Annotated in this window: 21 protein-coding genes, 1 tRNA gene and 1 pseudogene; 9 read left to right on the forward strand and 14 right to left on the reverse strand. The window is 70.6% G+C overall.

The genetic code is table 11. The annotated features are described in order from the left end of the window. Position 1 precedes the first annotated feature (1 nt). The 5 genes from SPRI_RS19050 to SPRI_RS19070 all read right to left on the reverse strand — a co-directional run bounded on the left by SPRI_RS19050 (position 2) and on the right by SPRI_RS19070 (position 4,742). Entirely contained in the window at positions 2–1,921 is a 1,920-nt protein-coding gene (locus tag SPRI_RS19050) for a copper resistance CopC/CopD family protein (RefSeq protein ID WP_053557756.1), read from the reverse strand. Positions 1,922–1,943: 22 nt separating this feature from the next. After that, positions 1,944–2,435 carry a copper chaperone PCu(A)C gene (locus SPRI_RS19055; RefSeq protein ID WP_005315149.1) on the reverse strand — a complete coding sequence of 164 codons (492 nt, stop codon included), beginning with the start codon at positions 2,433–2,435 and terminating at the stop codon, positions 1,944–1,946. Beyond that, the gene (locus SPRI_RS19060) at positions 2,390–3,088 is read right to left on the reverse strand and encodes an SCO family protein (RefSeq protein WP_053557118.1); all 699 of its coding nucleotides are present in this window, start codon (positions 3,086–3,088) and stop codon (positions 2,390–2,392) included. Before SPRI_RS19060 ends, SPRI_RS19055 begins: the two co-directional genes overlap by 46 nt. A 35-nt stretch (positions 3,089–3,123) precedes the next feature. Next, on the reverse strand, positions 3,124–3,864 hold the full coding sequence (locus tag SPRI_RS19065; protein WP_037774237.1) for a YcnI family copper-binding membrane protein: 741 nt from the start codon (positions 3,862–3,864) through the stop codon (positions 3,124–3,126). 95 nt (positions 3,865–3,959) lie between these two features. Further along, positions 3,960–4,742, reverse strand: coding sequence for a hypothetical protein (locus tag SPRI_RS19070; protein WP_005315157.1), 783 nt, complete (start codon positions 4,740–4,742; stop codon positions 3,960–3,962). Between the two features lie 192 nt (positions 4,743–4,934). Between SPRI_RS19070 and SPRI_RS19075 the strand changes: the two genes are divergently transcribed. Then, positions 4,935–5,396 carry an ATP-binding protein gene (locus tag SPRI_RS19075; RefSeq protein ID WP_053557119.1) on the forward strand — a complete coding sequence of 154 codons (462 nt, stop codon included), beginning with the start codon at positions 4,935–4,937 and terminating at the stop codon, positions 5,394–5,396. Positions 5,397–5,431: 35 nt separating this feature from the next. Here SPRI_RS19075 and SPRI_RS19080 read toward each other — a convergent pair whose 3' ends face one another. Together SPRI_RS19080 and SPRI_RS19085 are read right to left on the reverse strand one after the other, a co-directional pair. Next, on the reverse strand, positions 5,432–6,919 hold the full coding sequence (locus SPRI_RS19080; RefSeq protein ID WP_005315164.1) for an aminopeptidase P family protein: 1,488 nt from the start codon (positions 6,917–6,919) through the stop codon (positions 5,432–5,434). Between the two features lie 119 nt (positions 6,920–7,038). Further along, complete coding sequence (locus SPRI_RS19085) at positions 7,039–8,568, reverse strand: PP2C family protein-serine/threonine phosphatase (RefSeq protein ID WP_203227959.1); 1,530 nt, start codon at positions 8,566–8,568, stop codon at positions 7,039–7,041. A 508-nt stretch (positions 8,569–9,076) separates the two neighbouring features. Here SPRI_RS19085 and SPRI_RS19090 point away from each other — a divergent pair. After that, positions 9,077–9,841, forward strand: a complete 765-nt coding sequence (locus tag SPRI_RS19090; RefSeq protein ID WP_005315169.1) for a bifunctional DNA primase/polymerase — start codon at positions 9,077–9,079, stop codon at positions 9,839–9,841. A gap of 198 nt (positions 9,842–10,039) precedes the next feature. Continuing rightward, the gene (locus tag SPRI_RS19095; protein ID WP_037774242.1) at positions 10,040–10,672 is read left to right on the forward strand and encodes a hypothetical protein; all 633 of its coding nucleotides are present in this window, start codon (positions 10,040–10,042) and stop codon (positions 10,670–10,672) included. Positions 10,673–10,866: 194 nt separating this feature from the next. On the opposite strand, the gene SPRI_RS19100 is transcribed toward SPRI_RS19095, so the two are convergent. The 3 genes from SPRI_RS19100 to SPRI_RS19110 form a co-directional block, all read right to left on the reverse strand. After that, entirely contained in the window at positions 10,867–11,859 is a 993-nt protein-coding gene (locus SPRI_RS19100) for a DUF5926 family protein (RefSeq protein WP_005315174.1), read from the reverse strand. A gap of 332 nt (positions 11,860–12,191) precedes the next feature. Continuing rightward, positions 12,192–12,749 carry an ATP-binding protein gene (locus tag SPRI_RS37265; protein ID WP_234020529.1) on the reverse strand — a complete coding sequence of 186 codons (558 nt, stop codon included), beginning with the start codon at positions 12,747–12,749 and terminating at the stop codon, positions 12,192–12,194. 131 nt (positions 12,750–12,880) lie between these two features. Next, the gene (locus SPRI_RS19110; protein ID WP_005315179.1) at positions 12,881–13,681 is read right to left on the reverse strand and encodes a glycerophosphodiester phosphodiesterase; all 801 of its coding nucleotides are present in this window, start codon (positions 13,679–13,681) and stop codon (positions 12,881–12,883) included. 343 nt (positions 13,682–14,024) lie between these two features. On the opposite strand from SPRI_RS19110, the gene SPRI_RS19115 reads away from it, so the two are divergent. Together SPRI_RS19115 and SPRI_RS19120 are read left to right on the forward strand one after the other, a co-directional pair. Then, a complete protein-coding gene (locus SPRI_RS19115; protein WP_053557121.1) occupies positions 14,025–15,581 on the forward strand; it encodes a trypsin-like peptidase domain-containing protein in 1,557 nt (518 codons plus the stop codon). A 105-nt stretch (positions 15,582–15,686) separates the two neighbouring features. Continuing rightward, positions 15,687–15,771, forward strand: a tRNA-Ser gene (locus SPRI_RS19120). A 497-nt stretch (positions 15,772–16,268) separates the two neighbouring features. Here SPRI_RS19120 and SPRI_RS19130 read toward each other — a convergent pair. From SPRI_RS19130 to SPRI_RS19145, 4 genes are all read right to left on the reverse strand, one after another. Continuing rightward, entirely contained in the window at positions 16,269–16,775 is a 507-nt protein-coding gene (locus SPRI_RS19130) for a GNAT family N-acetyltransferase (RefSeq protein ID WP_037774246.1), read from the reverse strand. Between the two features lie 276 nt (positions 16,776–17,051). Next, positions 17,052–17,654, reverse strand: coding sequence for a YdcF family protein (locus SPRI_RS19135; protein ID WP_005315190.1), 603 nt, complete (start codon positions 17,652–17,654; stop codon positions 17,052–17,054). A gap of 381 nt (positions 17,655–18,035) precedes the next feature. Further along, positions 18,036–20,207 (reverse strand): hypothetical protein, encoded by a 2,172-nt coding sequence (locus SPRI_RS19140; RefSeq protein WP_005315204.1) that lies wholly within the window; start codon positions 20,205–20,207, stop codon positions 18,036–18,038. A 243-nt stretch (positions 20,208–20,450) separates the two neighbouring features. Next, positions 20,451–21,320, reverse strand: a complete 870-nt coding sequence (locus tag SPRI_RS19145) for a bifunctional DNA primase/polymerase (RefSeq protein ID WP_037774249.1) — start codon at positions 21,318–21,320, stop codon at positions 20,451–20,453. Positions 21,321–21,626: 306 nt separating this feature from the next. Between SPRI_RS19145 and SPRI_RS19150 the strand changes: the two genes are divergently transcribed. The 4 genes and pseudogenes from SPRI_RS19150 (at position 21,627) to SPRI_RS19165 (ending at position 25,550) form a co-directional block, all read left to right on the forward strand. Beyond that, on the forward strand, positions 21,627–21,932 hold the full coding sequence (locus SPRI_RS19150; protein WP_005315208.1) for a hypothetical protein: 306 nt from the start codon (positions 21,627–21,629) through the stop codon (positions 21,930–21,932). Between the two features lie 331 nt (positions 21,933–22,263). Continuing rightward, positions 22,264–23,139, forward strand: a pseudogene (locus tag SPRI_RS39425) (bifunctional MaoC family dehydratase N-terminal/OB-fold nucleic acid binding domain-containing protein); the annotation flags it as partial. Positions 23,140–23,702: 563 nt separating this feature from the next. Next, positions 23,703–24,872 carry a lipid-transfer protein gene (locus tag SPRI_RS19160; protein WP_005315210.1) on the forward strand — a complete coding sequence of 390 codons (1,170 nt, stop codon included), beginning with the start codon at positions 23,703–23,705 and terminating at the stop codon, positions 24,870–24,872. 123 nt (positions 24,873–24,995) lie between these two features. Then, positions 24,996–25,550: a SigE family RNA polymerase sigma factor gene (locus tag SPRI_RS19165; RefSeq protein WP_037774251.1), complete on the forward strand. Its 555-nt coding sequence runs from the start codon at positions 24,996–24,998 to the stop codon at positions 25,548–25,550. Positions 25,551–25,773 lie beyond the last annotated feature (223 nt).

Genomic DNA, 25,773 nt, shown 5'->3' on the forward strand with positions numbered 1-25,773 from the left:
TTCAGCCGATCTTGATGTTCTTGTCGATGGTGGTCTGGTCGATGTCCGAGGTCCGCACGGTCACCTTGACCTGCCAGTCGCCCGGCATCGGGATCTGGACGGCGCTCGCGGTCCAGTGTCCCGCGGTGATGCGGTCCGGGGTGATGGGCAGCGGGCCGATCTCCTTGGCCTTGAGAGTGAAGGAGATCTTCACCTCCGGGGCGTCCAGTGCCTTGCCGTCCGGTGACTCGATCCATACGTGCATGTCGTTGGCGCCGGAGAGCGCCGGGTCCAGGGTGAGCCGCACCGTTCCCTTGCCCTTCGGGCCGCCGGTGTCGAACGGCATCCTGATCTCCGTCGGACCGGCCGGAGCGGCGGGCGCGGCCTGGGCGTTGCCGGCCTTGGCGGTCTCTTCCGTACGGCCCGGCTCGGTGGAGGTGAGGACGGTCGTCACGGCGAGCAGGACCACCGCGACACCTGTCTCCGCCAGCACGGAGCGGCGCAGCCCCGAACGCTCGTGGTCCGCATCCCTGTTCCGCTTCCGCTCGGCCGTCGCCACGGCGGCCTTCTGCCGGGCGAGCTGGGCCTCGCGCGCGGGATCGACGGACGTCCCCGCGTCCTTGTCCTTCTCTTCCGCCTCTTCTGCCTCTTCGGCCCCGGCGACCTCAGTCGCCCCTTCGGCCTCGGCGACCTCGGCGAGCTGCGCCGTCCAGCGCCGGGAGATCCACGCGACGCCGACCATGACGGCCACGAGGCCCACCTTGAGCAGCAGCAGTTGCCCGTACGTCGTCCCGGTCAGCGCCGACCACGAGCCGACCTGGCGCCACGACTGGTACAGCCCGGTCGCGGCCAGCACCACGACGCTGACGAAGGCGACGGTGGAGAACCGCCGGACCGCCCGGCGTTCGACCGCCGCCGACCGATAGAGAGCGGTGAGCAGGGTGGCGAGGCCACCGAGCCAGACGGCGACGGCGAGCAGGTGCAGCACGTCGACGGGCATCGCGACGGACGGCTGGATGCCGGTCGAGGCGTGCTCGGACAGGGCCCAGGTCGCGGCGATCCCGGCCGCGACGACCGAGCCCCCGATGGCGAGCCCGAAGGTCAGGTCCTTCTTCTCGGCCCCGTCCTCGCGTTTGGCGAACGCGCCGAACAGGACGGCCACGAACAGCGCGGCGGCCCCGAGCAGCAGCAGCCGTGAGACGAGAGCCGCCCCGGTCTTGGACTCGAGGACAGCGGGCAGCGCCCCGAGGTCGAGGACGTCGCCGAGGCTGCCGGAGGTGGTGTAGGGCCCCCGCAGCAGCAGCATGGTGAGGGTGGACGCCGTCATGGCCACCCAGCCGTGCACGACCAGGCGCTGCACCGGCCGCACCGCCGCACCGCGGTGCCAGCACAGCAGCACGAAGGCCGCGCCGCCCGCGAGCAGGACGAAACCGGCGTACGCGACGTAGCGCGCGACGCCGTACAGGAAGCCGACGAGCCCGCCGCCGGCCTGCTCGTCCGGCAGCGCGACCGTGGTGCTGGAAGGGGCGCCGATGGAGAAGGTGAAGGCTCCGGAGACCGGATGGCTGTCGGCGGAGACGGCCTGCCAGGCGACGGTGTACGTGCCGTCAGGCAGGCCGGAGTGGAGAGCGACACCGTAGGCGACGGTGCCCCCGGTGCCGAGATCGCGGACCTCGGCGGTGTCGGCGCGCTTGCCGCTCGGCTCCAGGACCCGGATCGAGTCGTCGCCCATGGCGATCTGCTCGGAGAAGGTCAGGGTGACCTCCTTGGGCGCGGTGGCCACCACCGCCCCGTCCTTCGGGTTGCTCCCGGTCAGCGCGGCGTGCGCCGCCGCGGGGCTCGCGCCGGCCAGCAGCGCGCCGAGGAGCGTGCCGGCCAGCACGGTCACGGCCAGCAGCACCCGGACCGGGAAGCGTCCGAAGCGCGGGGCGGTGGCTGTCATCATCTGATCAGTCCCTCGAGGCTCAGTGCTTCTGCGGGTTGTGGGTGGTCTCCTTCACGGGGAGCTCGACCTTGATCGGGTCCGACTTCTCGAAGTGCAGTTCGACGGCGACCTTCTCGCCCTGCTTCGGCTGCTGCTTGAGGGCCATGAACATGATGTGGCTGCCACCACGCTCGAGGTCGAGCTCGCCGCCGGCGGGGATCTCGAAGGACGTCACCTCCCGCATCTTCTGGTTCTTCGTCTCGTGGATCGTGACGTCGTCGGAGATGGTGCTGGTGACCGAGGTGAGCTTGTCCGCGCTGCCGCCGCCGTTCTCGACGGTCAGGAACCCGGCGGCCATGTCTCCGACGGGCTGCGGCATGAAGGCGCCGCTGACCGTCAACTCGGGACCGCTGTCGGACGAGCAGCCGGCGAGCGCCAGACCCGTGCCCAGCGCGACCGCCACGACGGCGGCACGGACGGATCGGGTCACGGCTTCTCGCCCTTGATCAGCTTCGGCAGGTCCGCGGCCCATTCGTCCGCCGTGGTGTCCTCGCCGTACAGGACGTAGCCCTGGTCCGTCTTGGGGGAGAAGGCGACGACCTGGGCGCCGTGCATGGACGTGACGGTGCCGTTCTTCTCCTTCTTCGGAGCGTCGATGCCGATGCCGATCTGACGCGCGCCCGCCTGGATGGTCGGGAAGTCGCCGGTCAGCCCGATGAAGGACGGGTCGCCCGCGCTGGGCAGCCACTTGGCGAGCTCGGCCGCGGTGTCCCGCTCGGGGTCGGTGGTGACGAAGACGACCTGGAGCTTGTCCTGGTCGGCCTCGGGCAGCTGCTTCCTGGCGATGGACAGGTTGCTCATCGTCAGGGGGCAGACGTCGGGGCAGTGCGTGTAGCCGAAGTAGATCAGCGTCGGCCGGCCCTTGGTCCGCTCGCGCAGGTCGAACTTCTTGCCGGTGGTGTCGGTCAGCACGAGATCCGGCTTGGTGTACGGCTGCGTGAGCACCGTCGCCGCCTTCGTCTTCGCCTCCGCGGAGACCTGACTGACGGGGCTCGCGTCACCGGAGTCGTTCTGGGTGACGGCGAAGCCCGCCACCACGGCGAAAGCGGCCGTGACGGCGAGCGCCGCGATCAGCGGCGCTCGCCGGCTGCGGCGGGGCTCCCCGTCGCTCTTGGGGTTGTGCATGGGTTCTCTTTCCAAGCGGTTCGGTACGGGGCCGGTCAGGCCGAGCGGCGGCGGCCGGCGAGCACGCCGAAGGCCACGCCCGCTGCGCCGACGAGAATGCCGACGACACCAAGGATGCGGGCGGTGGAGTCACTGCTGTCGCCGGAGGCGGACGATGTGGCGTCCTTCTCGTCGTGGTCCGACGCCTTGGCGTCGTCCGCGGCGGCGGCACCGGTCGCGCCCGCGCCGTGGTGGTCGTCGCCGGCGGCCGACAGCTTGAGGACGGGAGCGGGGGCCTCGGGCTCCTCGCCACCCTCCACCGGCTCCTCGATCCAGCGGACGACCTCCTTGTTGTCGTACGTCTGGATGGCCTTGAACACCAGCTGGTCGGCGTCCTCGGGCAGCGGGCCGAGGGAGAGCGGGAACTGCTGGAACTGGCCCGGCCCGATCTTGCCGCCGTCGGCGGTCCAGGTGACCTTGGTGACGGCTTCGGTGATCTGCTTGCCGTGCACCTCGAGGGGCTTGTCCAGCTTGGACTTGTCGACGGTGACCTTCCAGCCCTGCACGGGCTGCGGCATCACGGACGACAGGGGGTGCTCCGCCGGCAGGTTGATCTCGACCTTGACGGTCGAGGCGTTGTCGCGCTCGTTCGGCACCTTGACGTTGACGACCGCGTAACCGCCCTTGGCGGCCTCACCCTGCGGCTGGACCCCGACGTGCGCGAAGGCGGCGCCCGAGAACATCAGCACCGAGGTGCCGGCGAGAGCGGACGCGGCGGCGATACGGGAAACGTTCATGACAGAAAGCTCCACGGTGGAGGAGAAGTGAGGTGTGCCGACACCGCACAGGTGTGCGCGGGCACCGCGGCACCACTCCCGTCGAGCGGGCCGCGTCAGGCGCTGAGGACGAATACGGGCGGCGGCCCGCGCCTGATCACCGTGTGCTGAAGTTCCTGACCCGGTCCGGGCAGGGGAGGTCCGTCCACCGGCGGCGCGACGCCGGGCCCGGTCCCCGGCGTCCGCCGAAGCCCGGCCCGCAGGGCGCGCACCATGGCGAGCGCGGCCCGCAACGGGCGCAACCAAGCGATCTGCACGATCTCGTGGGCCGATTCGGCCGACAGCCGGATCAGCCGCGACAGCGCGGCGTCGCCGCGACGCATCAGCAGACCGGTCGCGATCGCGGCCAGCAGGTGCCCGAGCACCATGGGCAGCGAGGGCAGCAGTTCCGGTGAGGCCACGGCCTGGGCGGTGTGCGTGTGCGCGGTGTGGGCGGCCGGATCGATGCCCGCCATGGTGACGATGCGACGGGCTTCCGCGGGGCTCATGGCGGAGGCCCCGGCTCCGCACACCAGCTTCGCGGCCAGCCTGATCAGGGCGTCGTCGGCGGTCGGTGCGAGCCGCAGGTGCCCTTGGCCGGTGGCGAAGAGCGTGTGCAGCGCGAGCTGTCCCGCGGTGAGCACGGAGGCGATCGCGGGCAGCGAACGCTCCTTGCCCGTGAACGGCAGGACGAGGACGAAGACCCCGAGAAGACCGAGAGCCAGGGTCCACAGCGGGACCGCCCGGCAGGCGGCGAGCACATGTCCCGTCGCGGACAGCACGACACAGGCCGCGGTGAACACCGCGGCCCTCAGCAGCCGCAGACCGGCTCCGGCGCGTGCTTGGCGTATGGACGACATGGCCGGCTCATCATCGCACTGCGCTGTGGGCGGCCGTACGGCAGGTCCGGAAGATCCCCTTTGGCGACATACACCGGCGGGTGCGGGACGCGCATCCGCCGAACGAGGGCCGTCAGCGCGACGATGCGCTTACGCAGCGTGCCTTGGGGCAATACGTATCGGTATGTCGAGCCGCGGCCAGGAGGCTGGAGCATGAGCATCTGGTGGTCCCTCCATTTGCGGCGCGAGGCTGCGAGCGTGCCGCTCGCACGGCGCCTGTTGCTGGGCACCATGGAGACCGCGGGCGTCGATCCGGACATCTCCTACGACCTGTCGGTCGCACTGACCGAGGCGTGCGCCAACGCCGTCGAGCACGGCGGCGACCGCGACACCGACGAAGTGTCCAGGGACTACCGCGTGACGGCCTACCTGGACGGCGAGAAGTGCCGTATCGAGGTGGCCGATTCGGGTCCGGGATTTCCCGTCGGCGGCGCCACCCTGCGCGGGCACAGCGCCGCCCCGGCACCCGGCCATGCCGAGAGCGGCCGCGGTATGTGCCTGATCGAGCAGCTCGCCGACCATGTGCACGTCCGCAACAGGCCCGGGCGCGGTGCCGTGGTCAGCTTCGACAAGGTCCTCAAATGGCGGGAGGGCGCGCTGCTCGACGTGTCGTGAGCAGCGCGCCCTCACCCGGGGCGTGTCCCGTCGGATCAGCTCTGCTGGAGCGAGGCCATCCAGGCCTCGACCTCGTCGGCCTGGCGCGGCAGCGCGGCGGAGAGGTTCCTGTTGCCGTCCTCGGTGACGAGGATGTCGTCCTCGATACGGACGCCGATGCCGCGGTACTCCTCGGGCACGGTCAGGTCGTCCGCCTGGAAGTACAGACCGGGCTCGACGGTGAGGCACATGCCCGGCTCCAGGGTCCCGTCGACGTACGCCTCCGTGCGCGCGGCGGCGCAGTCGTGGACGTCCATGCCGAGCATGTGGCCGGTGCCGTGGAGCGTCCAGCGGCGCTGAAGGCCCAGCTCGATCACCCGCTCGACGGGGCCTTCGACCAGACCCCACTCGACGAGCTTCTCGGCGAGCACCCGCTGCGAGGCGTCGTGGAAGTCGCGGTACTTGGCACCGGGCCTGACAGCCGCGATCCCGGCCTCCTGGGCCTCGTACACGGCGTCGTAGATCTTGCGCTGGATCTCGGTGTACCGGCCGCTGATGGGCAGCGTGCGGGTGACGTCCGCGGTGTAGAGCGTGTGGGTCTCCACACCGGCGTCGAGCAGCAGCAGGTCGCCGGAGCGGACCGGGCCGTCGTTGCGCACCCAGTGCAGGGTGGTCGCGTGCGGGCCGGCGGCGCAGATGGAGCCGTAGCCGACGTCGTTGCCCTCGACCCGGGCGCGCAGGAAGAACGTGCCCTCGATGTAGCGCTCGCTGGTGGCCTGCGCCTTGTCGAGGACTTTGACGACGTCCTCGAAGCCGCGGGCGGTGGAGTCGCACGCCTTCTGCAGCTCGCCGATCTCGAACTCGTCCTTCACCGCGCGGGCTTCCGAGAGGAAGACGCGCAGCTCCTCGTCGCGCTCCTTGGTGACCTTGTCGGTCAGCGCCGCCTCGATGGAGGCGTCGTGGCCGCGGACGACCCGTACCGGGCCGGTGGCCTCGCTCAGCCTGCCGGCCAGCTCGCGGACGTCCTCGGCGGGAATGCCCAGCAGCTGCTCGGCCTCCGCGAGGGAGTGGCGGCGGCCGACCCACAGCTCGCCCTGGCCCGACAGCCAGAACTCGCCGTTCTCACGGTTGGAGCGCGGGAGGAGGTAGATGGTGGCGACGTGGCCCTCGCCCCGGGGCTCGAGCACCAGGACGCCGTCCTCGCTCTGGTCGCCGGTCAGGTACGCGTACTCGGTCGAGGCGCGGAAGCTGTACTCGGTGTCGTTCGAGCGGGTCTTCAGGTTGCCCGCGGGGACGACCAGCCGCTCGCCGGGGAAGCGCGCCGAGAGTGCGGCACGGCGGGCCGCGGTGTGCGCGGCCTGGGCGATGGGCTCGAGACCGTGCAGCTCGGTGTCGGCCCAGCCGGTGGTCATGTTCTCGGCCAGCTCGTCGGACACGCCCGGGTACAGGCCGTTCTTGCGCTGCTTGATCGGCTGCTCCTCGCCCTCCGCGCCTGCTGCTTCAGCAGCAAGATCGGTTTCCGCCGGGGTGAGCTCCTCAGCCACGTCTGCCTCCTGGGCTTGTCGGCCTTGACCGTTACGACACCTGGTCCCCTCTGCCGGGTCGGCGAGGGGACGCTTCCATCGTATGTGCGACCGGAAGAGGCCGGAAAGCATGTGAGAAATCAGTCAAATCGGGCGGCAAGCAGCACGATGTCCTCTCCGTCGCCGGTGGCGTCCGGTCCTTCGGGGAGCACGGTCCGCAGGACGTGGTCGGCGATCGCCGCAGGGTCGCCGCGCAACGCTCGCGGAACGCCCGCCGCCGCGGAGTGGAGCCGGGTGAAGGCGCGGTCCATGGGGTCGCCGGTGCGCCGCAGCAGCCCGTCCGTGTACAGCAGCACCGTTTCTCCGGGCTGGGGGCGGAGTTCGACGCTCGGCGCCTCCCAGCAGGCGAGCATGCCCAGCGGAGCCGACAGCGACGTCTCGACGAACTCGGTGCGCTGGTCCCCGATCACCAGCGGCGGGGTGTGACCGGCCCCGGCGAGCACGATCTTCCGCTCGGCGGGTTCGGCGTACGCGAAGAGCGCGGTGGCCGTGCGCGCGGGCTCGGTGAGACGCAGCAGCAGTTCGAGATCGGACAGGACCGCGAGCGGATCTTCCCCTTCCATCACCGCGTAAGCCCGCAAGGAGGCCCGGAGCCTGCCCATCGCGGCGAGCGCGCTGGGGCCGCGGCCGCTGACCGAGCCGACCGCGAGCCCGAGGGCTCCCTCGGGCAGCGGCAGCGCGTCGTACCAGTCACCGCCGCCGCGCGGGCCGCTGTGATGCCTGGCGGCGAGCTGGACACCGGGCACCCGGGGCAGCCTGCTGGGCAGCAACTCCTCGGCGACGGTCGCGACGGTCGCGCGCGCCTGTTCCAGCTCGATCAGGCGGCCCAGGTGTTCGGTGGCGGAACGCATGTAGAGGCCGACCAGATGACACTGCCGCTCGACGGGTGTGGCCGGTTCGTCGTAGAGCCACACGGCCGCGCCGAGGGTGCCGGCGTCCTCTGTGGCCAGCGGCACCGTGTAACTGGCCGAGTAGCCGAGGCGGGCGGCGACCTCGCGGTGCAGGGGGTGGAGCGAGTCGTCGCCGAGCAGGTCGGGGTGGGCGATGGGGCCGGGGACTCCGGACCGGCCGCTGTCGAGGATGCGGCCGTACGCCGTCGCGCCGCGCGGAACCGTCTCGATGTGGCCGAGGTCGGAGCGGGTCAGTCCGAGGCCCTTGGCGAGACCGGGACCGCGGTCGTCCTCGAGCGGGCTGTCGCGGGCGGCGTCGCGGGGCGGTTCGAGGACGACCAGACCGCGGCGGGCACCGACGAGTGCGGCGCCCGCGCCGAGCAGTTCCTCGAGGGCGTCGTCGAGCGTGCCGGTTCTGATCAGCCGCTCGGTGAGTTCATGGAGCGTCGTCAGGTCCGAGACCCAGCCGGCCAGCCGGTCCTGAAGCACCGCTCCGGCCGCAGGGGGCGCGGCGGGGACAGGGGGCAGGGTTGAGGGAGTGTGCGCCGGGGCAGGAACCGTTGAGTCGATTCCAGCCACTTTCGGCAGGTGAGGGGCGCTCATGGCAGCCGGCTTTCCGGCAGGTGCGTTTCGCTCAATAGCATCGCAAACCCCCATGTCATTCTGCGCCGCTATCAGTGCATCCACATCTACACGTACACGTAAGGTGATGTCCAGCACTGTCCCGGTGGGATTGGTGGTGTCCGGGCGTTATGGGGACACCAGTTAACTTGGCCGAAAAATGCACCTGATGGCGGTCGATTGGGGTCGACTGAGGGCGTTCGGCAGGGGGTCCCCCAGGGCGAAGGCCCAGGGGGAAAGCGTCATTGCAAGCGTGCTGGGTACGTAAACGGTGATGACCAGGGGCAGTTGGAAGCGCCCCGGAACCTGGCCGCGGGCCCCGGCGTCCTAACAGCCGGAGGCCGCGCCTCATCCCGGAGTGGCGGGGAAGAAGTACAGCGGGACTGCAAGCGCCAGGCGCGCGCCACCCCTCGCCACACGTTTAATGGACTACAGCCCACGTTCGGCCCTCGGGCGACGATCCTGTCGCCGACGAAACCGGGGGCCCGCCCATGCCGATGGCATGGGGCGATGACGCCGATCAGTACGCGCACTTGTACGCACAGTAATGAGCTGCACACCTGATGTGATGTGGACCCCGGCGTTCAACGGAAAGGAACGAGCGCTCATGCGCGAGATCCTCGGAAGGCGACGCAGGCTCCGGTACCGGCGCAAGAAGGGGCCTGTTCAGCTTGAAGCGGCGCTGACCTTCGCCGTCGAGTGGCAATGGCCCGTGCTCCCCGGTGCAGGACTGAAATCGGCCGGTGGTGACCGGTCGGAGGGCCGCGGCAGAAGCCGCGGCGAACGTGGGTGCGCCTGCCCCGACCCCGAGTGCGTCGTCCCCGGCGCCCACCCCTTCGATCCCGGCCTCCTCGCCGCGACCACCGACGAGCGGATGATCCGCTGGTGGTGGACCAACCGGCCGACGGCGCCGATCATGCTGGCGACCGGTGGCCCGGCCCGGGCCGGAGGCTCCGGCGACGGCAGGGCGCCCTGCGCCGTGAGTCTGCCCGCGGTGGCCGCGTCGCGCGCGCTGTCGGTGCTGGACCGGATGGACATGCGACTGGGACCGGTCGTCGCCACCCCGACCCGATGGTCGCTGCTGGTGGCTCCGTACACCCTGGAGCAGCTCGGTGAGCTGCTCTTCGTCAAGGACTGCGTGCCCAGTTCGCTGCGCTTCCACGGCAGCGGCGGCTATCTCGTGCTGCCCCCTTCGGAGACCGGCACGGGCCAGGTGCGGTGGGAACGGGCGCCGCTGCCCGGGTCTTCCGCGCCGTGGCTGCCCGACGTCGAAGCGGTCGTGGACGCTCTCGTCGAGGCGAGTGCGAGCAGTGCGCCCGGCAGCGGGCTCTATCCGCCGGAGTCCGGAGAGGGCAGCCGGCTCACGTACTGAACACCGGCCCGGCAGCGCGGTCATGGACGGCCGCGCGGCCGGCCGCCAAGGCCGCCACGTCGGGCCCGGTTCGTCACTCGTACGGGTAGCAGGCGGGCCGAGTCGGCAGAGACATGGGCGCGCGGCGGCCGTCCGGCCGCGGTCCGCCGATATCTTCGGGCAGTCGCGTCCGAACCTCCGCAGCCGGCAGGGTGCCCCATGAATCTCCGCATGATCGGGCTCGCCGCCGTGGTCGTGACCGCCACGCTGGTACCGCTCGTCGCGTCGGCAGGACCGGCCGCGGGGCCGCGACCGGGGACCGGCACGGGAACCGTCCCCGACGACGACGCCAAGGGCCTCGGGACGACCGGACCGACCGGTCTGCTGCAGGGGTTCGGGACGCCTGAGACCGACGGCCTGGACGCGAGCGGGCCGGACGGCGCGGAAGGCATGGAGGGCGGGTCCGGCGTCTCCGGGGGTGACGGCGAGGCCGTCCCCCGGACCGACTCCCGATGTGGGCCGGAACTCGCCTCTGCCGACGGCATCGAGGCGCAGACCTGCGTGCTCACCCGGGGCGGCCGGACCTGGGGCCGCACCTATTACCGCAATGCGACCGGTGAGGAATTGACGTCCGTACTCACTCTGATGGCACCGGGCGGACGCACTGTGCAGACGAACTGCGACGTCGAGGCGGGCGATGAGCCGGGCACTTGCGAAACCGCTCGTGAGCCTTCGCGCGGCAGCGCTTCCGACTACAGGGCGATCGCCGAGTTCGCCGTTCACGACGGAACGGGGGACGCGCCGCTGCTGCTCCGCTCCGGAAGCAACTCCCAAGAGTTCACGGGCCGTTGAGGCGCCGGGGGCGTCCGGGAAATGGAAACGCCCGATCGCTGGCGACGGGGGATGCACCAGCGACCGGGCTTCTAGAACGGTAACAAGAGATCTGCGGTTCGCAAATTCGATCTCTCGTATTCGGACAGGGATTTACCTTCCGAATGAGCGAGTTGTGACAGGTGTCACCCGGCGTCCACCGGTAATCGTCACTCTCAGCTGAGCGTCACCTGGCGGTTGGTGAGACCGCCTCGCGCCCGGCGCTCCTCGGCGGTGAGAGGGGCGTCGCTCTTCAGCGCGCCGGCCAGCCGCTCGGCGAACTCGGCGGCGGGCTTCTCGCACTCCTCCGCACCCATCGTGGTCGGCAGGTCCCACACGGGGACCATCAGTCCGTGCGCACGGAAGGAGCCCACCAGACGGGTCCCTTCGCCGAGCGACGAGGTGCCCGCCGCGTGCAGCCTGGCCAGTGCGTCGAGCAGCTGCTCCTCGGGGTGCGGCATGACCCAGCGGAGGTGGTTCTTCTCCGGCGTCTCGCACCAGTAGGCGGCGTCGACGCCCGAGAGCTTCACGGTCGGGATCGCCGCCGCGTTGGCGCGCTCGAGGGAAGCGGCCACCTCGGGGGAGGCCTGCTCGGCCGAAGCCGGGACCCAGAACTCGAAACCGGAGTGCACGGTCGGCTCGAAAGCGGCGTCCGGGTCGAGCAGGTCCTGCAGCCGCACGGCCTCGGCCGGGGCGGTGGCGGCGGTGACCGGGGTGCCGGGCTCGGCGGTGAGCGCCCGCTGCAGCGTGCCGGCGAGGTCGCGGCTGAGATCACCGGAGGGGGTGTCGTTCTGCAGACCGAGGAGGACGGAGCCGTCGTCGCGCCGCAGGGCCGGCCATGCCATGGGCAGTACCGTCGCGAGCGTCACGGAGGGAACGCCCTCGGGAAGGCCGTCCTTCAGGGTGAGTTCGACGGTCGCCGCGGGCACCAGCTCGCGCAGGGCCACCCAGTCGCACTCGCCCGGCAGCCCTTCGAAGGGGCGCTGGACCAGCTCCGTCACGGCGTGGGACGCGGCCCGGCCGTGACATGCCTTGTAACGGCGGCCGGAACCGCAGGGGCAGGGCTCGCGGGCTCCCACCACCGGAACCGGCTCGTCGCGGCCTGCGGTACGGGCCCCGTCCTTGAACTGAGGCTTCGTCGCCTTCGTCTGGGGGCGCTTCTTGGCCATGGTGTGGCTTTCTCCCGATTGCGGCGGTGCTGTGTCGGGCGCGAGCCTAGCCGTACGCCGCCTCCGTGGGGGAGCGGCGGGGCGAGGCGCCCCGGAAGTCCACGCCGGCGTAGGCGCGTGAGCGGCCGGTGGCCGTGAGCTTGCGGAGCCGAACGGGAACGCCGGAGCGGCGGAGCGCCGGAGCCGCCGGGATCACCTACCGCCATCCCGTGCCTCGAACCGGCGCGGTGCCTGTGCACCTGAACCGGCCGTGTCCTTTGACAGCCGGACTCGCTGCGACGCGCGGTCGCGCGGTTGCGCGGGCGGGTCGACGAAAGCCCCCTCGGCAGACCTCAGTCGAGATCGTCGAAAGCGTCCGCGAAGTCGAACGCGGGGCCGCCGACGCGCGCAGCGAAGTCCTCGCGGCGGTGCCCTTCGGTGACGATCACCCAGACGGTGACCTCACCGGTCGCGCTGTCGCGTACTCCCCACTCCTGCGCCAGCGCCGTGATGATGTTGAGCCCGCGGCCGCCCCGTGCGGTGACCGAGGGCGTGGCCGGAACAGGGCGGGTCGGACCGCCTCCGTCCGTCACCTCGACCGTGAGCCGCCCCGCCTTGTCGACACGCCATGCGGCTCGTACGTCCCCGTCCCCCGCGTCCCCGTTTCCCAGCGGCCTGCCGTGCCGGCACGCGTTGCTGAGCAGCTCGGAAAGGATCAGCACTGCATCGTCGACGACCGTTTCCGGGACACCACTGCGGTTCAGCTGTTCGCGCATCCTGTGTCGCGCCTCACCCACGCCCGCAGGGCCATGGGGTACGGCCATGCTCGACGACGTGGGCACCTCCTGTGCCACCACAAACGCCACCCCCGAGACCTCCTTTGCCCCACGCCACGGTGTGAATGCCCCAATGGACTGGACCGGAAACCGGCCAAGGGCGGAGCAGTGACGTACTCGACACGATCGAGCACGCGCCGAACGCGCCGGTGCACTCCCTGCCGGGCGGACCGGACGCCCACGGACCGGGGGCCGGGCCAGCCGGATCAGAGGCGGCCCAGCTGTGTGAGTACCTGCTTGGGGCGGTTGGTGATGATGGCCTCCACGCCCAGCCGCGCACAGAGCTCGACGTCCTCCGGCTCGTTGACGGTCCAGACATGGACGGGGTGGCCGGCGCGGTGCAGCTTGGCGACGTAGCTCGGGTGATTGCGTACGATCCGGATCCCCGGACCGGCGATCCGCGCACCGGCGGGCAGCCGTCCGTCGCGCATCCGCGGCGTCATGAACTGCATCAGATACACGGTGGGGAGCGTCGGCGCGGCCGCGGAGATCCGGCTGAGGGAGCGGGCCGAGAAGCTCATGACACGGACCGCCGAGTCGGTGGGCGACGCCGGCGCGGACAGCCCGAACCGTCCCAGCAGCTGGAGCAGCCGCTCCTCCACCTGTCCCGCCCAGCGCGTGGGGTGCTTGGTCTCGATGGCCAGCTCGACACGGCGTCCCGCGTCGGCCACCAGCTCCAGCAGCCGCTCCAGCGTGAGCACGGAGGTGAGGGACGGGTCCTTCCAGTCGGGGCTCTCCGCCGCGTCCTTCCACGAACCGAAGTCGAGCGCCGCGAGATCCGCGAGCTCCAGCGCGGAGACCGCGCCCCGCCCGTTGGAGGTGCGGTTCACCCGGCGGTCGTGGACGCACACCAGATGACCGTCGGCGGTGAGCCGTACATCGCACTCGAGGGCGTCCGCGCCGTCCTCGATCGCCTTCCGGTAGGCGGCCAGGGTGTGCTCGGGGGCGTCTTCGGAGGCGCCGCGGTGCGCGACGACCTGGATGCTGTGCTGCCGTGCTTGGGTCACCGCGTCATGGTGTCATCGCCGTGGGGTAGACGGCGTGCAGGGTGTCGGACAACGTCCGGCGCCGACGTGGACGCGGTCAGTGAGGAGGGCTCGTACGCCGGGGAGGACCCGCAGGGGTGACCCGACCGAACGGCCCCGGAGGGCGCTGTGGAAGTGCGCCCTTATTGTCGGAAGTAAAGGATTGCCGGAATACACACAGGTCCTGCTTACAGTGGCCTGACGTGCAGTGGTAAAAGCTGGCCGCGGACACTTGCACAGCGGAAGTCATGACATGACGTACTGCCGGCCGGTGCGGACCCCGCCGCGCGCCGGAGACCGACGTGGAACCTGAGGAGAAAGAGCTGTGAGCACCGAGAACGAGGGCAACGCGGTCCCTGCCGCCCCGTCCGTACCTCCTGTGCCGGGCGCCGCTCCCGAGGGATCGACGTCTCCCGGTCCCGGAGAAGCGCCGCACGACGCGGCCCACGGGTCCACCGGTTCCCCCTCTCCTGCTGTCCCCTCCCACCCCGCGCCGCCCGCCCATGAGCCGGTGGCCTCCGCGGAGCAGCCCGGCCACTCCCCCCGGCCCGAGCCCGCCGCGGCACCGGTACCCGGCCACGGCGGCGACGCGACGCCGCCGGCGGGCGCTCCCGCAGGTGCTCAGCACGCCGGCGCGGACTGGCCCCCGCCGCCGCCCACGCTCCCCTCTTACGGAGGCGGCAGCGGCGGCGGTCCCGCCTGGGGTGCGCCGGTCCCGGCGCACGAGCCCCGGCGCCGGCGCGCGGGCGGGTTGGCGGCCACCGTGCTCGCCGCGGCACTCGTCGCCGGTGGTGTCGGTGGCGGTATCGGCTACTGGGCGGCCGAGCGGGTCGACGACAGCTCCAGCTCGACCACGGTCTCTGCGGCCAGCCCGCAGGATCTGAAGCGCGAGCCGGGCACGGTCGCCGCGGTCGCCGCGAACGCGCTGCCCAGCGTGGTCACCATCGAAGCCAAGTCGGGTGGCGGCGGCATCGAGGGCTCCGAGGGTGAGGGCGAGGGCGAGGGCGGAACAGGCACCGGCTTCGTCTACGACAAGGAGGGCCACATCCTCACCAACAACCATGTGGTCGCCTCCGCCGCCGAGGGCGGCACCCTGTCGGTGATCTTCTCCAACGGCAAGAAGTACGACGCCGAGGTCGTCGGCCGGGCGCAGGGCTACGACGTGGCCGTCCTCAAGCTGAAGAACGCTCCCTCCGGCGTCGAACCGCTGGCCCTCGGTGACTCGGAGAAGGTCGCCGTCGGCGACTCGACCATCGCCATCGGCGCCCCCTTCGGGCTGTCGAACACCGTCACCACCGGAATCATCAGCGCCAAGAACCGGCCGGTCGCCTCCGGCGACGGGTCCAGCGGCAACAACTCCTACATGAGCGCACTGCAGACGGACGCGTCCATCAACCCGGGCAACTCCGGCGGCCCCCTGCTGGACTCGCGTGGCGCGGTCATCGGCATCAACTCGGCCATCCAGTCCGCGGGCAGCGGCGGTTTCGGCCAGACCCAGGCCGGCTCCATCGGCCTCGGGTTCGCCATCCCGATCAACCAGGCCAAGACGGTCGCGGAGCAGCTCATCAAGACGGGCCAGCCGGTCTATCCGGTCATCGGCGCGACGGTCGACATGTCGGAGCAGGGTTCCGGCGCGCGGATCACCGAGGAGGGCTCCGGCGGCAGCCCGGCGGTGACTCCGAACGGACCGGCGGCGAAGGCCGGGCTCAAGCCGGGCGACGTCATCACCACGTTCAACGGCAAGCCGATCGACAGCGGCCCCACCCTGATCAGCGAGATCTGGACCAAGAAGCCGGGCGACAAGGTCACGATGACCTACGAACGCGACGGCGAGTCCCACAAGGTGGAGCTCGTCCTGGGCGAACGCAAGGGCGACAGCTGACCCCCCCTCGGCCCGCACCGCCCACCGTCCCTGGAACGCTGCTGCGCCCGACGACGCGGGCCCGGTAGTCTGTAGCCCGCTCCGCAGCAGGTGAGGCGGGGCGTGGGTGGGTTGCCCGAGCGGCCTAAGGGAACGGTCTTGAAAACCGTCGTGGCGCGAGTCACCGTGGGTTCAAATCCCACACCCACCGCAGTTGAACGGCCTCTGACCAGGTGAATCGGTCGGGGGCCGTTCGCGTGCGTGTTGCCCATCTGACGCTGTGGTTCCCCGTCACTCCCCGACCGATCGGGCACGGCAGGGGCACGGATGCCTGCGGTGGTTCGCACGTAGGTGGGTCAGAACGGTCTGTACGCCTCCGGAGAGGTATCGGGCGGCAGGGAGCGTGCGAACATCACGTACACAGGGCCATACGGTGTGTCGGTCTGCAAGTTCTCCCACTGGTCGAGTTCGTATGCGCAGTACCGGCGGAGGAGATCGCGAAACTGATCAAACTCCAGGTCGGACAGAGGGCCGTCAGGCGGGGCGGGAGAGTCCATGGCGTGCAGGCTAATGCTCGTCCGGTGGAGTCCGGCCGCATCCTTATCAGGTCGATCACCAGTCTTCGTGACCACCGGACAACCGGCCTACGACTCGGTAGTACGTCCTCCGGGGCCCGGCGTCGGCCGGTGCTGTTCGCGCTTGTTGGTGTCAGCTGTTGATGTCAGGAGCCTGCTGCACGCTCTTACGCAGGGACATGGATTCCACGTCATAACCGTTGCGGTGATACAGAGCAATGGCTGCCTCATTGTCCCCGGAGACATTCAAGCCGAGAGAAGTCCAGCCCTCACGGGCAACGAGTTCTTCGGCGGCGGAGAGGACCGCAGACCCGTATCCGCGGCGCCGAAACGTGGGGAAGACGTTGATGTCGTACAGCCAAGCTGAGCTGGCAGTGCCCGCGGCTTGGCGCGGATCCGGGCCGATCCATGCGTTCCCCACGACCTCGCCTGATCCGTTTTCCACGGCCACGAGATGGTGACCAGTCGTGTCGAGCCCGTCGGGGAGGAACCGTGCTGTGCCCTGATGAGCCCGCTCCCGCGCCAGCTCCCCGGGCATGAATTTGCCGAGTTCTCGGGCCGTCTCGGCTTCGCGATGCTCAGTCGCCGCGTCGTACTCCGACGGCGTCATCTTCCGTAAGGTCACCTTCTGCGCGTCCATGCCCCCATCTTCGACCGGTCACTGGTGACTGCGGTACCGGGTTTCCGATCTCGGAGGGCGCCAGCCCACCACTCTCCCCAGCTCCCCACGCACGCCACTACGGACCCGCGGTCGGCGACGGCGCCCCCTCCATCCCGGTGCCGGCCGATCCCCCGCCGGAGGCATCATCTTGTGCCCGCGGAGGACGTCCCCGCCCTTGCCCGCTTGCACGCAGCGCGCCGCAGAGGCGGCGCGCGCCCGCGCCGTGCGCGGGCCTTGAACCCGTAGAGAAGGTTTCTACTCACTCGCCCGAGTCGCATCGTGGATGAGCCGACTGGTGAACCCCTGGGCCTGCAAGCGCTCGTAGGCATCCTGCACGTCCTGCGGAACCTCCTGGCCGGTCATGAAGCCTTGGGCCGGATAGACCAGTAGGCACTGAAGCGCTCCGACGAGCATGTCAACGACGAGACGGGCATCACCGATCGAGCGGATGTGGTCGGCCAAGGTCATGGGCGCCGACGCACTGACGAACTCGGCTTCCGGCCACAGTTTGCGCGCAGTGGCGTAGGCCCGACGCTCCTCGTACGGCTTGCTGACCAGCAGTACGGACGACACAGGGATGCCTTGCTCCTCCAGAAGCGCGCGTGAGAAGCGGATGTTCTCCCCGGTGTTCCGGGCGCGCGGCTCCACGAGGATGGCGTCGTTGGGTACGCCCAGCTCGACGGCACGCTCCCGGTAGTGCTCGGCTTCCCCCCGGGGCATCCGGTCGTGAGTCGTTCGGCTGGTGGCTCCGGTGAAGACGACAACGGGCGCCATCCCCTGCCGGTACAGATCGGCGGTCACGTCGGCCACGCCCAGGTCGTGACTGTTCCTGCAACTGCCACCAGGTGAGCCGATCATGGAGCTTCACCGGACTGCGTACACGGCGGGTGGCGCGAGTCACCGTGGGTTCAAATCCCACACCCACCGCTTGCAGGTCAGAGAAGTAGCAGGTCAGAGGGCGCGGCTCCGGTTCGGAGCCGCGCCCTCCGCGTTCACGTGTCTCACCCCGCGCCGCCCGTATCCCACCTCTGATCAGGGCGTGTGGGTCATCCGTGGGCCGGGATTCCGGTCGATCGCTGCTGCTCACCCCCTTGTCGAGGAGGTCGTTGGCGAGCGTCTCTGACGGCGCAGGACCTTCGCGTAGAAACGGAACAGCAGCGTGAGGCTGTGGCCGGCGCGGCGGGCGACTTCGACCGGGACCACGCCGGAGTTGATCCACAGGGAGACGCGCGACAGGCGTCAGAAGAAGGTCTTGAAGCGGGTGGAGTCGCTGCGTAGCGGCAGCGTGCGGGCCGCTTCGAAGGGCCGGGTCGTGCTGTTGCGGCCGGAGTAGTGCGCCGAGCCGGAGGGCCCGATGGCATGGATGTCGGCCACGCCGTCGGCGTTCCTGCCCGCCGGGATGATGTGGGTGTACTTCTGCCAGCCGCCGCCGATCTTGCGGCGGGCTGTGAAGGTGCCGTCGCCCTTGCCCAGGTAGAGCCAGAGGACGCCGTCCTTGTCGCGGGCGAGGAGGTCGCCGCCGGTGGCGCCCGCGACGTTGCCGGGGGCGGTGAGGAGGTTGTAGACGCCCCAGCCGCCGCCGATCTTCTTGCGGGCCTTGAAGGGGGCCGTGGCATTGCCGGTGGAGGCATAGAACCACAACACGCCGGAGGTGTCGGTGGCGAGGAGGTCGCCCCGTCCGTCACCGTTCAGGTCGGAGCCGCCGGTGATCTTGTTGTAGACCTGCCAGCCGCCGCCGATCTTCGTACGGGGCAGGAGCTTCTGCTTGCTGCCCTGGTGGAGCCACAGCACACCGTCGCGGTCCCGGCCGACGACATCGTGCGCGGCCGTACCTGCCGCGTTTCCAGGAGAGGTCATCAGCGTGTACGTGTTCCAGCCGGTGCCCAGCACGTCCGGACTCGGGTCGCGGACGACCGGCGGGCAGCCCTCTTCATGGCAGTCTTCGCTGTTGCCCATGGCTCTCAGCTGGCTGAGGTCGTAGGCGGACAGGTTGCCCGTGCTGTCGCGGACGAGCGCGTCCGCGTGGGCGTTGTCGTTGAAGTCGCGCGGCGAGGTGCCCCGGTCCACCGTGGTCGTCCCGGTCTTCACGGCGGCGGGGCCGACCCCGGACGCCGGGAGGGCGGTCATCTTCCAGGTGTACGCGCCGTTGTAGGCGCCGATCACCTTGTCGAGGTAACCGTCCCAGCGGATGTAGGTGTCGTAGTAGCTCCAGAGCGACACCGTGCGGCCGGTGGCCACGTGGGTCAGGTCCAGCGAGACACCCAGGTCCGACTCGCTGGTCTCCCAGGTGACGCGCCTGTCCGTGCCGTCGAAGCGGTACACGCTCGGAACGTCCGCCCGCTCCAGAACGATTCCCAGAGGGCGCTGCTTGTCCGCGACCATGGTGGCCACCGGGGTGCCGCTCGCGTCGAGTGAGATGCGGAAGAGCCCTCGGCCCTGCGCGAAGGTGCCGCCCGGCACCAGGAGCGTGCCGTCGCCGATGGGGGAACCGGGTCCGGCGAGGTCGAGGAGCGGGACCTTCCGGCCGTCCGTCAGCGACTTGAGGACGATCGGTCTGTTCGGGTACGTGATCCCGTCGACGACGAGGTCGTCGCCACCCGTGATCGCCAGCCAGTCGCCGCCCAGGGCGATCTGCGCGCGGTAGGGGAGGGTTTCGGCCTGCTTGGTCTTCCGGTCCACGATCCTGGTATGCCGGTACGGCGACTCCCAGAGCACGCGGTCGGGCGTGACCTGCGCGAAGTCGCTGTGGCGGCCGAGTTCGTACGTCTCGACGGCGGCGGCCGTGGCCACGTCGACCAGGGCGAGACGGAAGTCGAAGTCCGGCGCCGAGGTCTCCACGGCGACCGTGCCGGGCGTTGAGCCGTAGAACTTCCAGGGGACTCCGGCCGGCATCCCGGTCACCTTGTGGTCGATGATCTCGCCGCCGGGCGCCCGGCTGACGAGGTGGAGCTCGTCGGTGGCGGTGTCGACCATCACGAGCGTCGAGCCGTTGACCTCGTGCAGCTCGTAGGGGATGTCGATGACCACCGGGTCGCCGCCCTTGGTCATGTCGTGGACGGTGTGGCGGGTTCCTTCGCTCGCCACGACGACGTCGGCTCCGGCGGCGCCTCGGTAGGTGACCGCGGCGTTCTTCGGGAACGTTGTGGCGGAGCCGTCCGCGTATCGCATCCAGACGGCGACGTCGTCCGTCCGGACGCCCAGGAACCCGTTGGGCCCGGCGGATACGAAGCTGCCGGTGAACGGGAAGGCCGCGTCCCCGGCGCCCTGCCACGCCACCTCGGCCGCTCCGGCGGGGGTTGCCGTCTCGGCGCTGGCCGGGCCGGCGAGCGTACCGGCCGTCGTGGTGGCCAGAGCGACGGCGGCGGCGGCGGTCAGCCGGAACCGGGAGGTGCGGACGCGGGCGCGGGACATGGGGTAGGGCCTCCTCGGGGAAGGACGTGCGGGTGGCGGGGAACGCCACGCCCACAAGACCTGTGAGAAGACCGGACGGTTGTACCCCCGTTGCGACGAATGTGGTGGAACAAGGGCTGTGTGCCCCGCGGCTGAAGGGTCTCTGGAAGGGAAGCCTGGCAGTGCGCACCTCGGTGCGCACCGATCTTGTCCACCTCTGAGCCGGACCCAGGGTTGTACGGGCGCTCGCCTGTTGTTCTCCGGTCAGCGGATGCCGCGGTTCGCGGTGAGGCGGTCGGCGGAGGCGATCGTGGCGCGGGCCTCGCGTTCCGTGAGGCCGGCCCGGACCGCCGCGGCGGTGAGGGCTTCCGTCAGGGAGTCGCCGAGGCCGTTCTCGTAGGCGCGGCATGCCGCCCAGAACAGCCGGGTGTTCCGCTGCCCCTCCTGCGCCGCCAGGACGAACTGGACCAGGCCGTGCCCCTGGCCGTGGGGCGAACCGGCGGCGGAACGGGTGCGCGCCGGGGGTGCGATCAGGCGCAGGAGCGCGCGGGGGCAGGGCGCCGGCGCCAGGTGCGCCGTGCCGGGGGCGATGCGGTACGCGCCGTGGGCGGTGACCGAGCCGGGGCCGACGAGATATCCGCCCGTGCCGCGGACGTCTATGCCGGGTGCGAGCCGGCTCGCCGAGTTGGGGACGACGGTGTCGGGCGGGCCCGTCAGCCAAAGGTGGCGGCCGCCGCTCGGCGTGAGGACGGTGACCGTCTCCGGGATGGTGAACAGATGGCGCAGCGCCAGGTGCTGCAGTTCCGCCATCGAATCGGTCGAGGACTTGGTGTCGAGGTCGATGCCGATCAGGTGGTGCGGCGGACGACCGCAGGCGATGCCGTAGCCGGTGGCCCAGGGCGCGGCGGCGAAGAGGGCGCGCACGGCAGCGGGGTCGGTGGTGGCGTCGTGGACGCCATGGCCGGGGACACCGCATTCGCCCCGGCACAGGACCGGTTGCGGGTCGCCGCGGTGAGGGGAGCGCAGGGCGGGGAGCTTCGTCGCGGACAGGGGGATGACGGGGAGCCCGCGCTCAGCGGCGGAGAGGGCGTGGGCGAGGGCCAGGGTGGCGGTCTGCCGGTCGGTGATGGCCATGGCTCCATTTTCGTACAGACGTTCGAAGAAGGGAAGGCGGAGATATGGCGCAAAAGGTGCTGAATCGTATCGCCTCATGCGGCGTCCGCTCCTGAAGCGATGGCGCTAATCGGTGGATCTTCGGGCAGGAAGAGGGTTTATCGACAAGTCCTCACGCTTGCGAGCGAACCGCACCTACCGGGGCGATTGGTGGTGGATCACATGGGCAACTCTGATCCTGCGGCGTCGTGATCAAGCCGGGAGCGGCAGGCCAACCGCTCTGGAAACCGCAGCACTTGTGCAGTCCCACTACATGGAGGAAATGACATGGCAAGCATCCGTTCCGCCCGCGTTCTCGCCACTGCTGCCGCCCTGCCCCTCACGGTCGCTCTCCTCGGCGGGGTGGCCCAGGCCGACAACGGCGGCTTCGGGGACGACGGATCGAACGTGTCGGTGGCGACCGTCACCGGCAGTGGCGTGGGTGGTGCCGGCTTCGGCGACTCGTCCACCACTCAACAGGTGGCGACCGGAGAGGGGGTGAGTAATCAAAGCAATACCGCCGGCTCGAGCGGGCTCGGCTTCACGGCCGTCGACCAGGACACCGTCACCGTGAATTTCTCGCCCCTTTGGTGACGGCCGGCCCGAGGGGAGCGTGAGCTGGGGGACGACGATCGTCTGGGCGTCGGCGCTTGGGGGCGCCGACGCGCAGATGGGCTCGTGGTGGGGAGTGGCGGTCCGGCAGCGTGGGGGCATGCCCGGACCGCCCGACCGTACAGCCTTGACAGAGGTCCATATCTGACGGACAGTCAGATTCGGGTTGGTTCATATGCCAGGGGGAGCCCGGCAGAGCGCAAGGAGGCAGGGGTCATCGGGGGCCGCGCAGGTCGACACCTTGGGGGAAGGGGTGAGCGATGCGCAGCGGGAAGCCGTGGCGACGATCCGCATCACACGAGGGAGGGGAGAGGTGACCGACGGCCTGTACGCACGGCTGCGGACGTACGAGGGGCGGGACGCCACCCTCTCCGGGGTGGGCAAGGACCGGGTCAACGAACCGATGATCAGGCACTGGTGCGAGGCGATGGGGGACACGAACCCCGCGTACGCCGGGCCGGGCGCCGTCGCTCCGCCGGCGATGCTCCAGGCGTGGACGATGGGCGGTCTGTCGGGGCACACCGGCCGTACCGCGGCGCAGGACGAGCTGTTCGAACTGCTCGACGGGGCAGGGTGCACCTCGGTGGTGGCGACGGATTGCGAACAGGAGTATCTGCGGCCGTTACGCCCGGGCGACCGGATCACCTTCGATTCGGTGATCGAGTCCGTGTCCGAGCGCAAGACCACCAAGCTCGGGACCGGCTACTTCATCACCACCCGGACGGACGTGCGGGCGGGCGGGGAACCGGCAGGCAGGCACCGCTTCCGGATCCTGAAGTACGCGCCCAGGAACCGGAAACCGAAGGATGCCCGGCCGCGCCCGGTGATCAACAGGGACAACGCCGGCTTCTGGGAGGGGGTGGCCGAGCGCCGGCTGCTCATTCAACGTTGCGAGGGATGCGGAAAGCCACGATTCCCCTGGCTGCCGGGATGCGGTGCCTGTGGATCGCCTCACTGGGACACGCTGGAGGCCGGCGGCTCGGGAAGGGTCTTCTCGTACGTGGTCATGCACCACCCGCCGTTCCCGGCGTTCGACCCGCCGTTCGCCGTGGGGCTGATCGAGCTGACCGAGGGGGTGCGGATGGTCAGCAACATCGTGGGCGTGCCGCCCGACAAGGTGCGTATCGGAATGCCCGTGGAGCTCGAATTCCTCGGCGTGGGCGGGGAGTACGAGCTGCCCGTCTTCCGTGGCGTGCCGGACGAGCCGGCCGACACGGAATCCTCGAAGCCCGCCGCGGCCGCAGACCCGGACCCGGCCCGCAGCGCGGCCCGCGACCCGGCCGCAGAGCCGGTCCCGGCCGCAGACCCGGACCCGGCCGCCGACCAGGACCCGGACCTCGCGGCGCCCGGTCCGGCCCTCGCCCTGCGCGTCGGTACGGCGCTGCCGCCGCTGGCCGTTCCCGTCACCCGCACGTTGATCGTCGCCGGGGCCATCGCCTCGCGTGACTTCCAGGATGTGCACCACGACGCGGAGATCGCCAAGGAGAAGGGGTCCCCGGACATCTTCATGAACATCCTGACGACCAACGGCCTGGTCGGTCGGTACATCACCGACTTCTTCGGGGACCGCGCCGTCCTGCGCAAGGTGTCCATACGGCTCGGCGCCCCGAACCACCCCGGGGACACGATGGTGCTGAGCGGCACGATCGACGCGTTCGACGGAACGACCGCCGAGGTGCGGGTCGTCGGCGCCAACAGTCTCGGCAACCACGTCACCGGCACGGTGACGGTGACGATTCCGGAGGCCGCCGCATGAGCATCCGTGACAAGGATGCCCTCGGCGGGAGGGCGGCCGTCGTCGGTATCGGGGCGACGGAGTTCTCGAAGAACTCCGGCCGCAGCGAGTTGAGGCTCGCCGCCGAGGCCGTGCGTGCCGCGCTGGACGACGCGGGCCTCTCCCCCGCGGACGTCGACGGCATGGTGACCTTCACGATGGACACCAACCCGGAGATCACGGTCGCGCAGGCCGCCGGCATCGGAGAGCTGTCGTTCTTCTCGCGCGTCCATTACGGCGGCGGCGCTGCCTGCGCGACCGTGCAGCAGGCGGCACTGGCGGTTGCCGCCGGCATCGCGGAGGTCGTCGTCTGCTACCGGGCGTTCAACGAGCGGTCCGGGCGGCGCTTCGGTTCCGGCGTGCAGCACAGGGAGCCGTCCGCGGAGGGCGCGGCGCTCGGCTGGAATCTCCCGTTCGGGCTGCTGACGCCCGCATCCTGGGTGGCCATGGCCGCCCAGCGCTATCTGTACGCATACGGGCTGACACCCGAGGCGTTCGGCCATGTCGCCGTCACCGGCCGGCGTCACGCGGCGACCAACCCCGCCGCGTACTTCTACGGCCGCCCCATCACCCTGGAGGATCACGCGGCCTCCCGCTGGACGGTCGAGCCGCTGCGGCTGCTGGACTGCTGCCAGGAGACCGATGGCGGCCAGGCGATCGTCGTCACCCGCCTCGAGCGGGCACGCGACCTGCGGCGGCCGCCGGCCGTGATCCTCGCCGCCGCCCAGGGCGCGGGCAGAGCTCAGGAGCAGATGACCAGCTTCTACCGCGACGACCTCACCGGCCTGCCCGAGATGGGAGTCGTCGCCCGGCAGCTGTGGCGGACCTCGGGGCTCGCCCCCAGGGACATCGACGTGGGGATCGTCTACGACCACTTCACACCGTTCGTGCTCATGCAGCTCGAGGAGTTCGGCTTCTGCGAGCCGGGAGAGGGGGCCGCGTTCGTGGCTTCGGACGTCCTGCCGCTCAACACTCATGGCGGGCAGCTGGGAGAGGCGTATCTGCACGGGATGAACGGCGTGGCCGAGGCGGTCAGGCAGATTCGCGGCACGGCGGTGAACCAGATACCCGGCGCGGCCAGGGCTCTGGTGACCGCGGGCACGGGCGTGCCCACCTCCGGACTGGTTCTCGGGGCCGACGGCGAGTAGCCCCTGAGGGTGTCCTCCACCTTCAGGAGGTGCAGTCCGAGGCGCCCCTACAACCTGAGGGGGACAACGCTTCGGGACCTGGGGCCGATCCGCGACGGCGGGGTGCGCTCCTAGCGTTGAGCCATGACCACGCCAGTCTGTACGAGCGCTTCCACGGCCGCCGCGCCGGTGCCGTCGTACACGCCCTACGCCTCGTTCTCGTCGTACGTACAGGCGCGGGGGCCCGTGCTGCTGCGCACCGCCCGCTCGCTGACGTCGAACGCGAGCGACGCCGAGGACCTGCTGCAGACGGCGCTGACCAAGACGTACGTCGCCTGGGAGCGGATCGAGGACCACCGGGCGCTCGACGGCTACGTGCGCCGGGCCCTGCTGAACACGCGGACGTCGCAGTGGCGCAAGCGCAAGGTGGACGAGTTCGTCTGCGACGAGCTGCCCGAGCCGGCGACCGTTCCTTCCACCGACCCGGCCGAGCAGCAGGTGCTGCACGACGCGATGTGGCGCGCGGTGATGAAGCTGCCGGACCGCCAGCGGGCGATGGTCGTGCTCCGCTACTACGAGGACCTGAGCGAGGCCCAGACGGCAGAGGTGCTCGGGGTCTCGATCGGTACGGTCAAGAGTGCCGTGTCCCGGGCGCTGGGGAAGCTCCGCGAGGATCCGGAGCTCTCACCGGTCCGCTGACCGCGGTCCCTGAGTCTCTGGCGCGTCGCCTTGGCGCCCCCCTCCCGGTCAGCCCCCCGCCCCGCCTGGTGTGCCTCAGCCATCCGCCCGCCTGGAGCCTGCGGGCCCACGCCATCCGCGTGCCCACACGCGCCTCGCCCGCCTCACCCGTCGCGTTGGCCGGTTCGTGTGCGTTGTTGTGCGGTGCTGCGCGGCGATGTACGACTATTCATTACCTCCGGGT

Source organism: Streptomyces pristinaespiralis, from assembly GCF_001278075.1.
GTDB lineage: Bacteria > Actinomycetota > Actinomycetes > Streptomycetales > Streptomycetaceae > Streptomyces > Streptomyces pristinaespiralis.

Coding starts and splice junctions, on each gene's coding strand:
- SPRI_RS19095 (WP_037774242.1), top strand. CDS start 10,040: ATGAATCTCCGCATGATCGGGCTCGCCGCCGTGGTCGTGACCGCCACG.
- SPRI_RS19065 (WP_037774237.1), bottom strand. CDS start 3,864: ATGAACGTTTCCCGTATCGCCGCCGCGTCCGCTCTCGCCGGCACCTCG.
- SPRI_RS19050 (WP_053557756.1), bottom strand. CDS start 1,921: ATGACAGCCACCGCCCCGCGCTTCGGACGCTTCCCGGTCCGGGTGCTG.
- SPRI_RS19075 (WP_053557119.1), top strand. CDS start 4,935: ATGAGCATCTGGTGGTCCCTCCATTTGCGGCGCGAGGCTGCGAGCGTG.
- SPRI_RS19135 (WP_005315190.1), bottom strand. CDS start 17,654: ATGATCGGCTCACCTGGTGGCAGTTGCAGGAACAGTCACGACCTGGGC.
- SPRI_RS19150 (WP_005315208.1), top strand. CDS start 21,627: ATGGCAAGCATCCGTTCCGCCCGCGTTCTCGCCACTGCTGCCGCCCTG.
- SPRI_RS19160 (WP_005315210.1), top strand. CDS start 23,703: ATGAGCATCCGTGACAAGGATGCCCTCGGCGGGAGGGCGGCCGTCGTC.
- SPRI_RS19165 (WP_037774251.1), top strand. CDS start 24,996: ATGACCACGCCAGTCTGTACGAGCGCTTCCACGGCCGCCGCGCCGGTG.
- SPRI_RS19055 (WP_005315149.1), bottom strand. CDS start 2,435: ATGGGCCGCGGACCTGCCGAAGCTGATCAAGGGCGAGAAGCCGTGACC.
- SPRI_RS19145 (WP_037774249.1), bottom strand. CDS start 21,320: ATGGCCATCACCGACCGGCAGACCGCCACCCTGGCCCTCGCCCACGCC.
- SPRI_RS19140 (WP_005315204.1), bottom strand. CDS start 20,207: ATGTCCCGCGCCCGCGTCCGCACCTCCCGGTTCCGGCTGACCGCCGCC.
- SPRI_RS19060 (WP_053557118.1), bottom strand. CDS start 3,088: ATGCACAACCCCAAGAGCGACGGGGAGCCCCGCCGCAGCCGGCGAGCG.
- SPRI_RS19070 (WP_005315157.1), bottom strand. CDS start 4,742: ATGTCGTCCATACGCCAAGCACGCGCCGGAGCCGGTCTGCGGCTGCTG.
- SPRI_RS19130 (WP_037774246.1), bottom strand. CDS start 16,775: ATGGACGCGCAGAAGGTGACCTTACGGAAGATGACGCCGTCGGAGTAC.
- SPRI_RS19100 (WP_005315174.1), bottom strand. CDS start 11,859: ATGGCCAAGAAGCGCCCCCAGACGAAGGCGACGAAGCCTCAGTTCAAG.
- SPRI_RS19090 (WP_005315169.1), top strand. CDS start 9,077: ATGCGCGAGATCCTCGGAAGGCGACGCAGGCTCCGGTACCGGCGCAAG.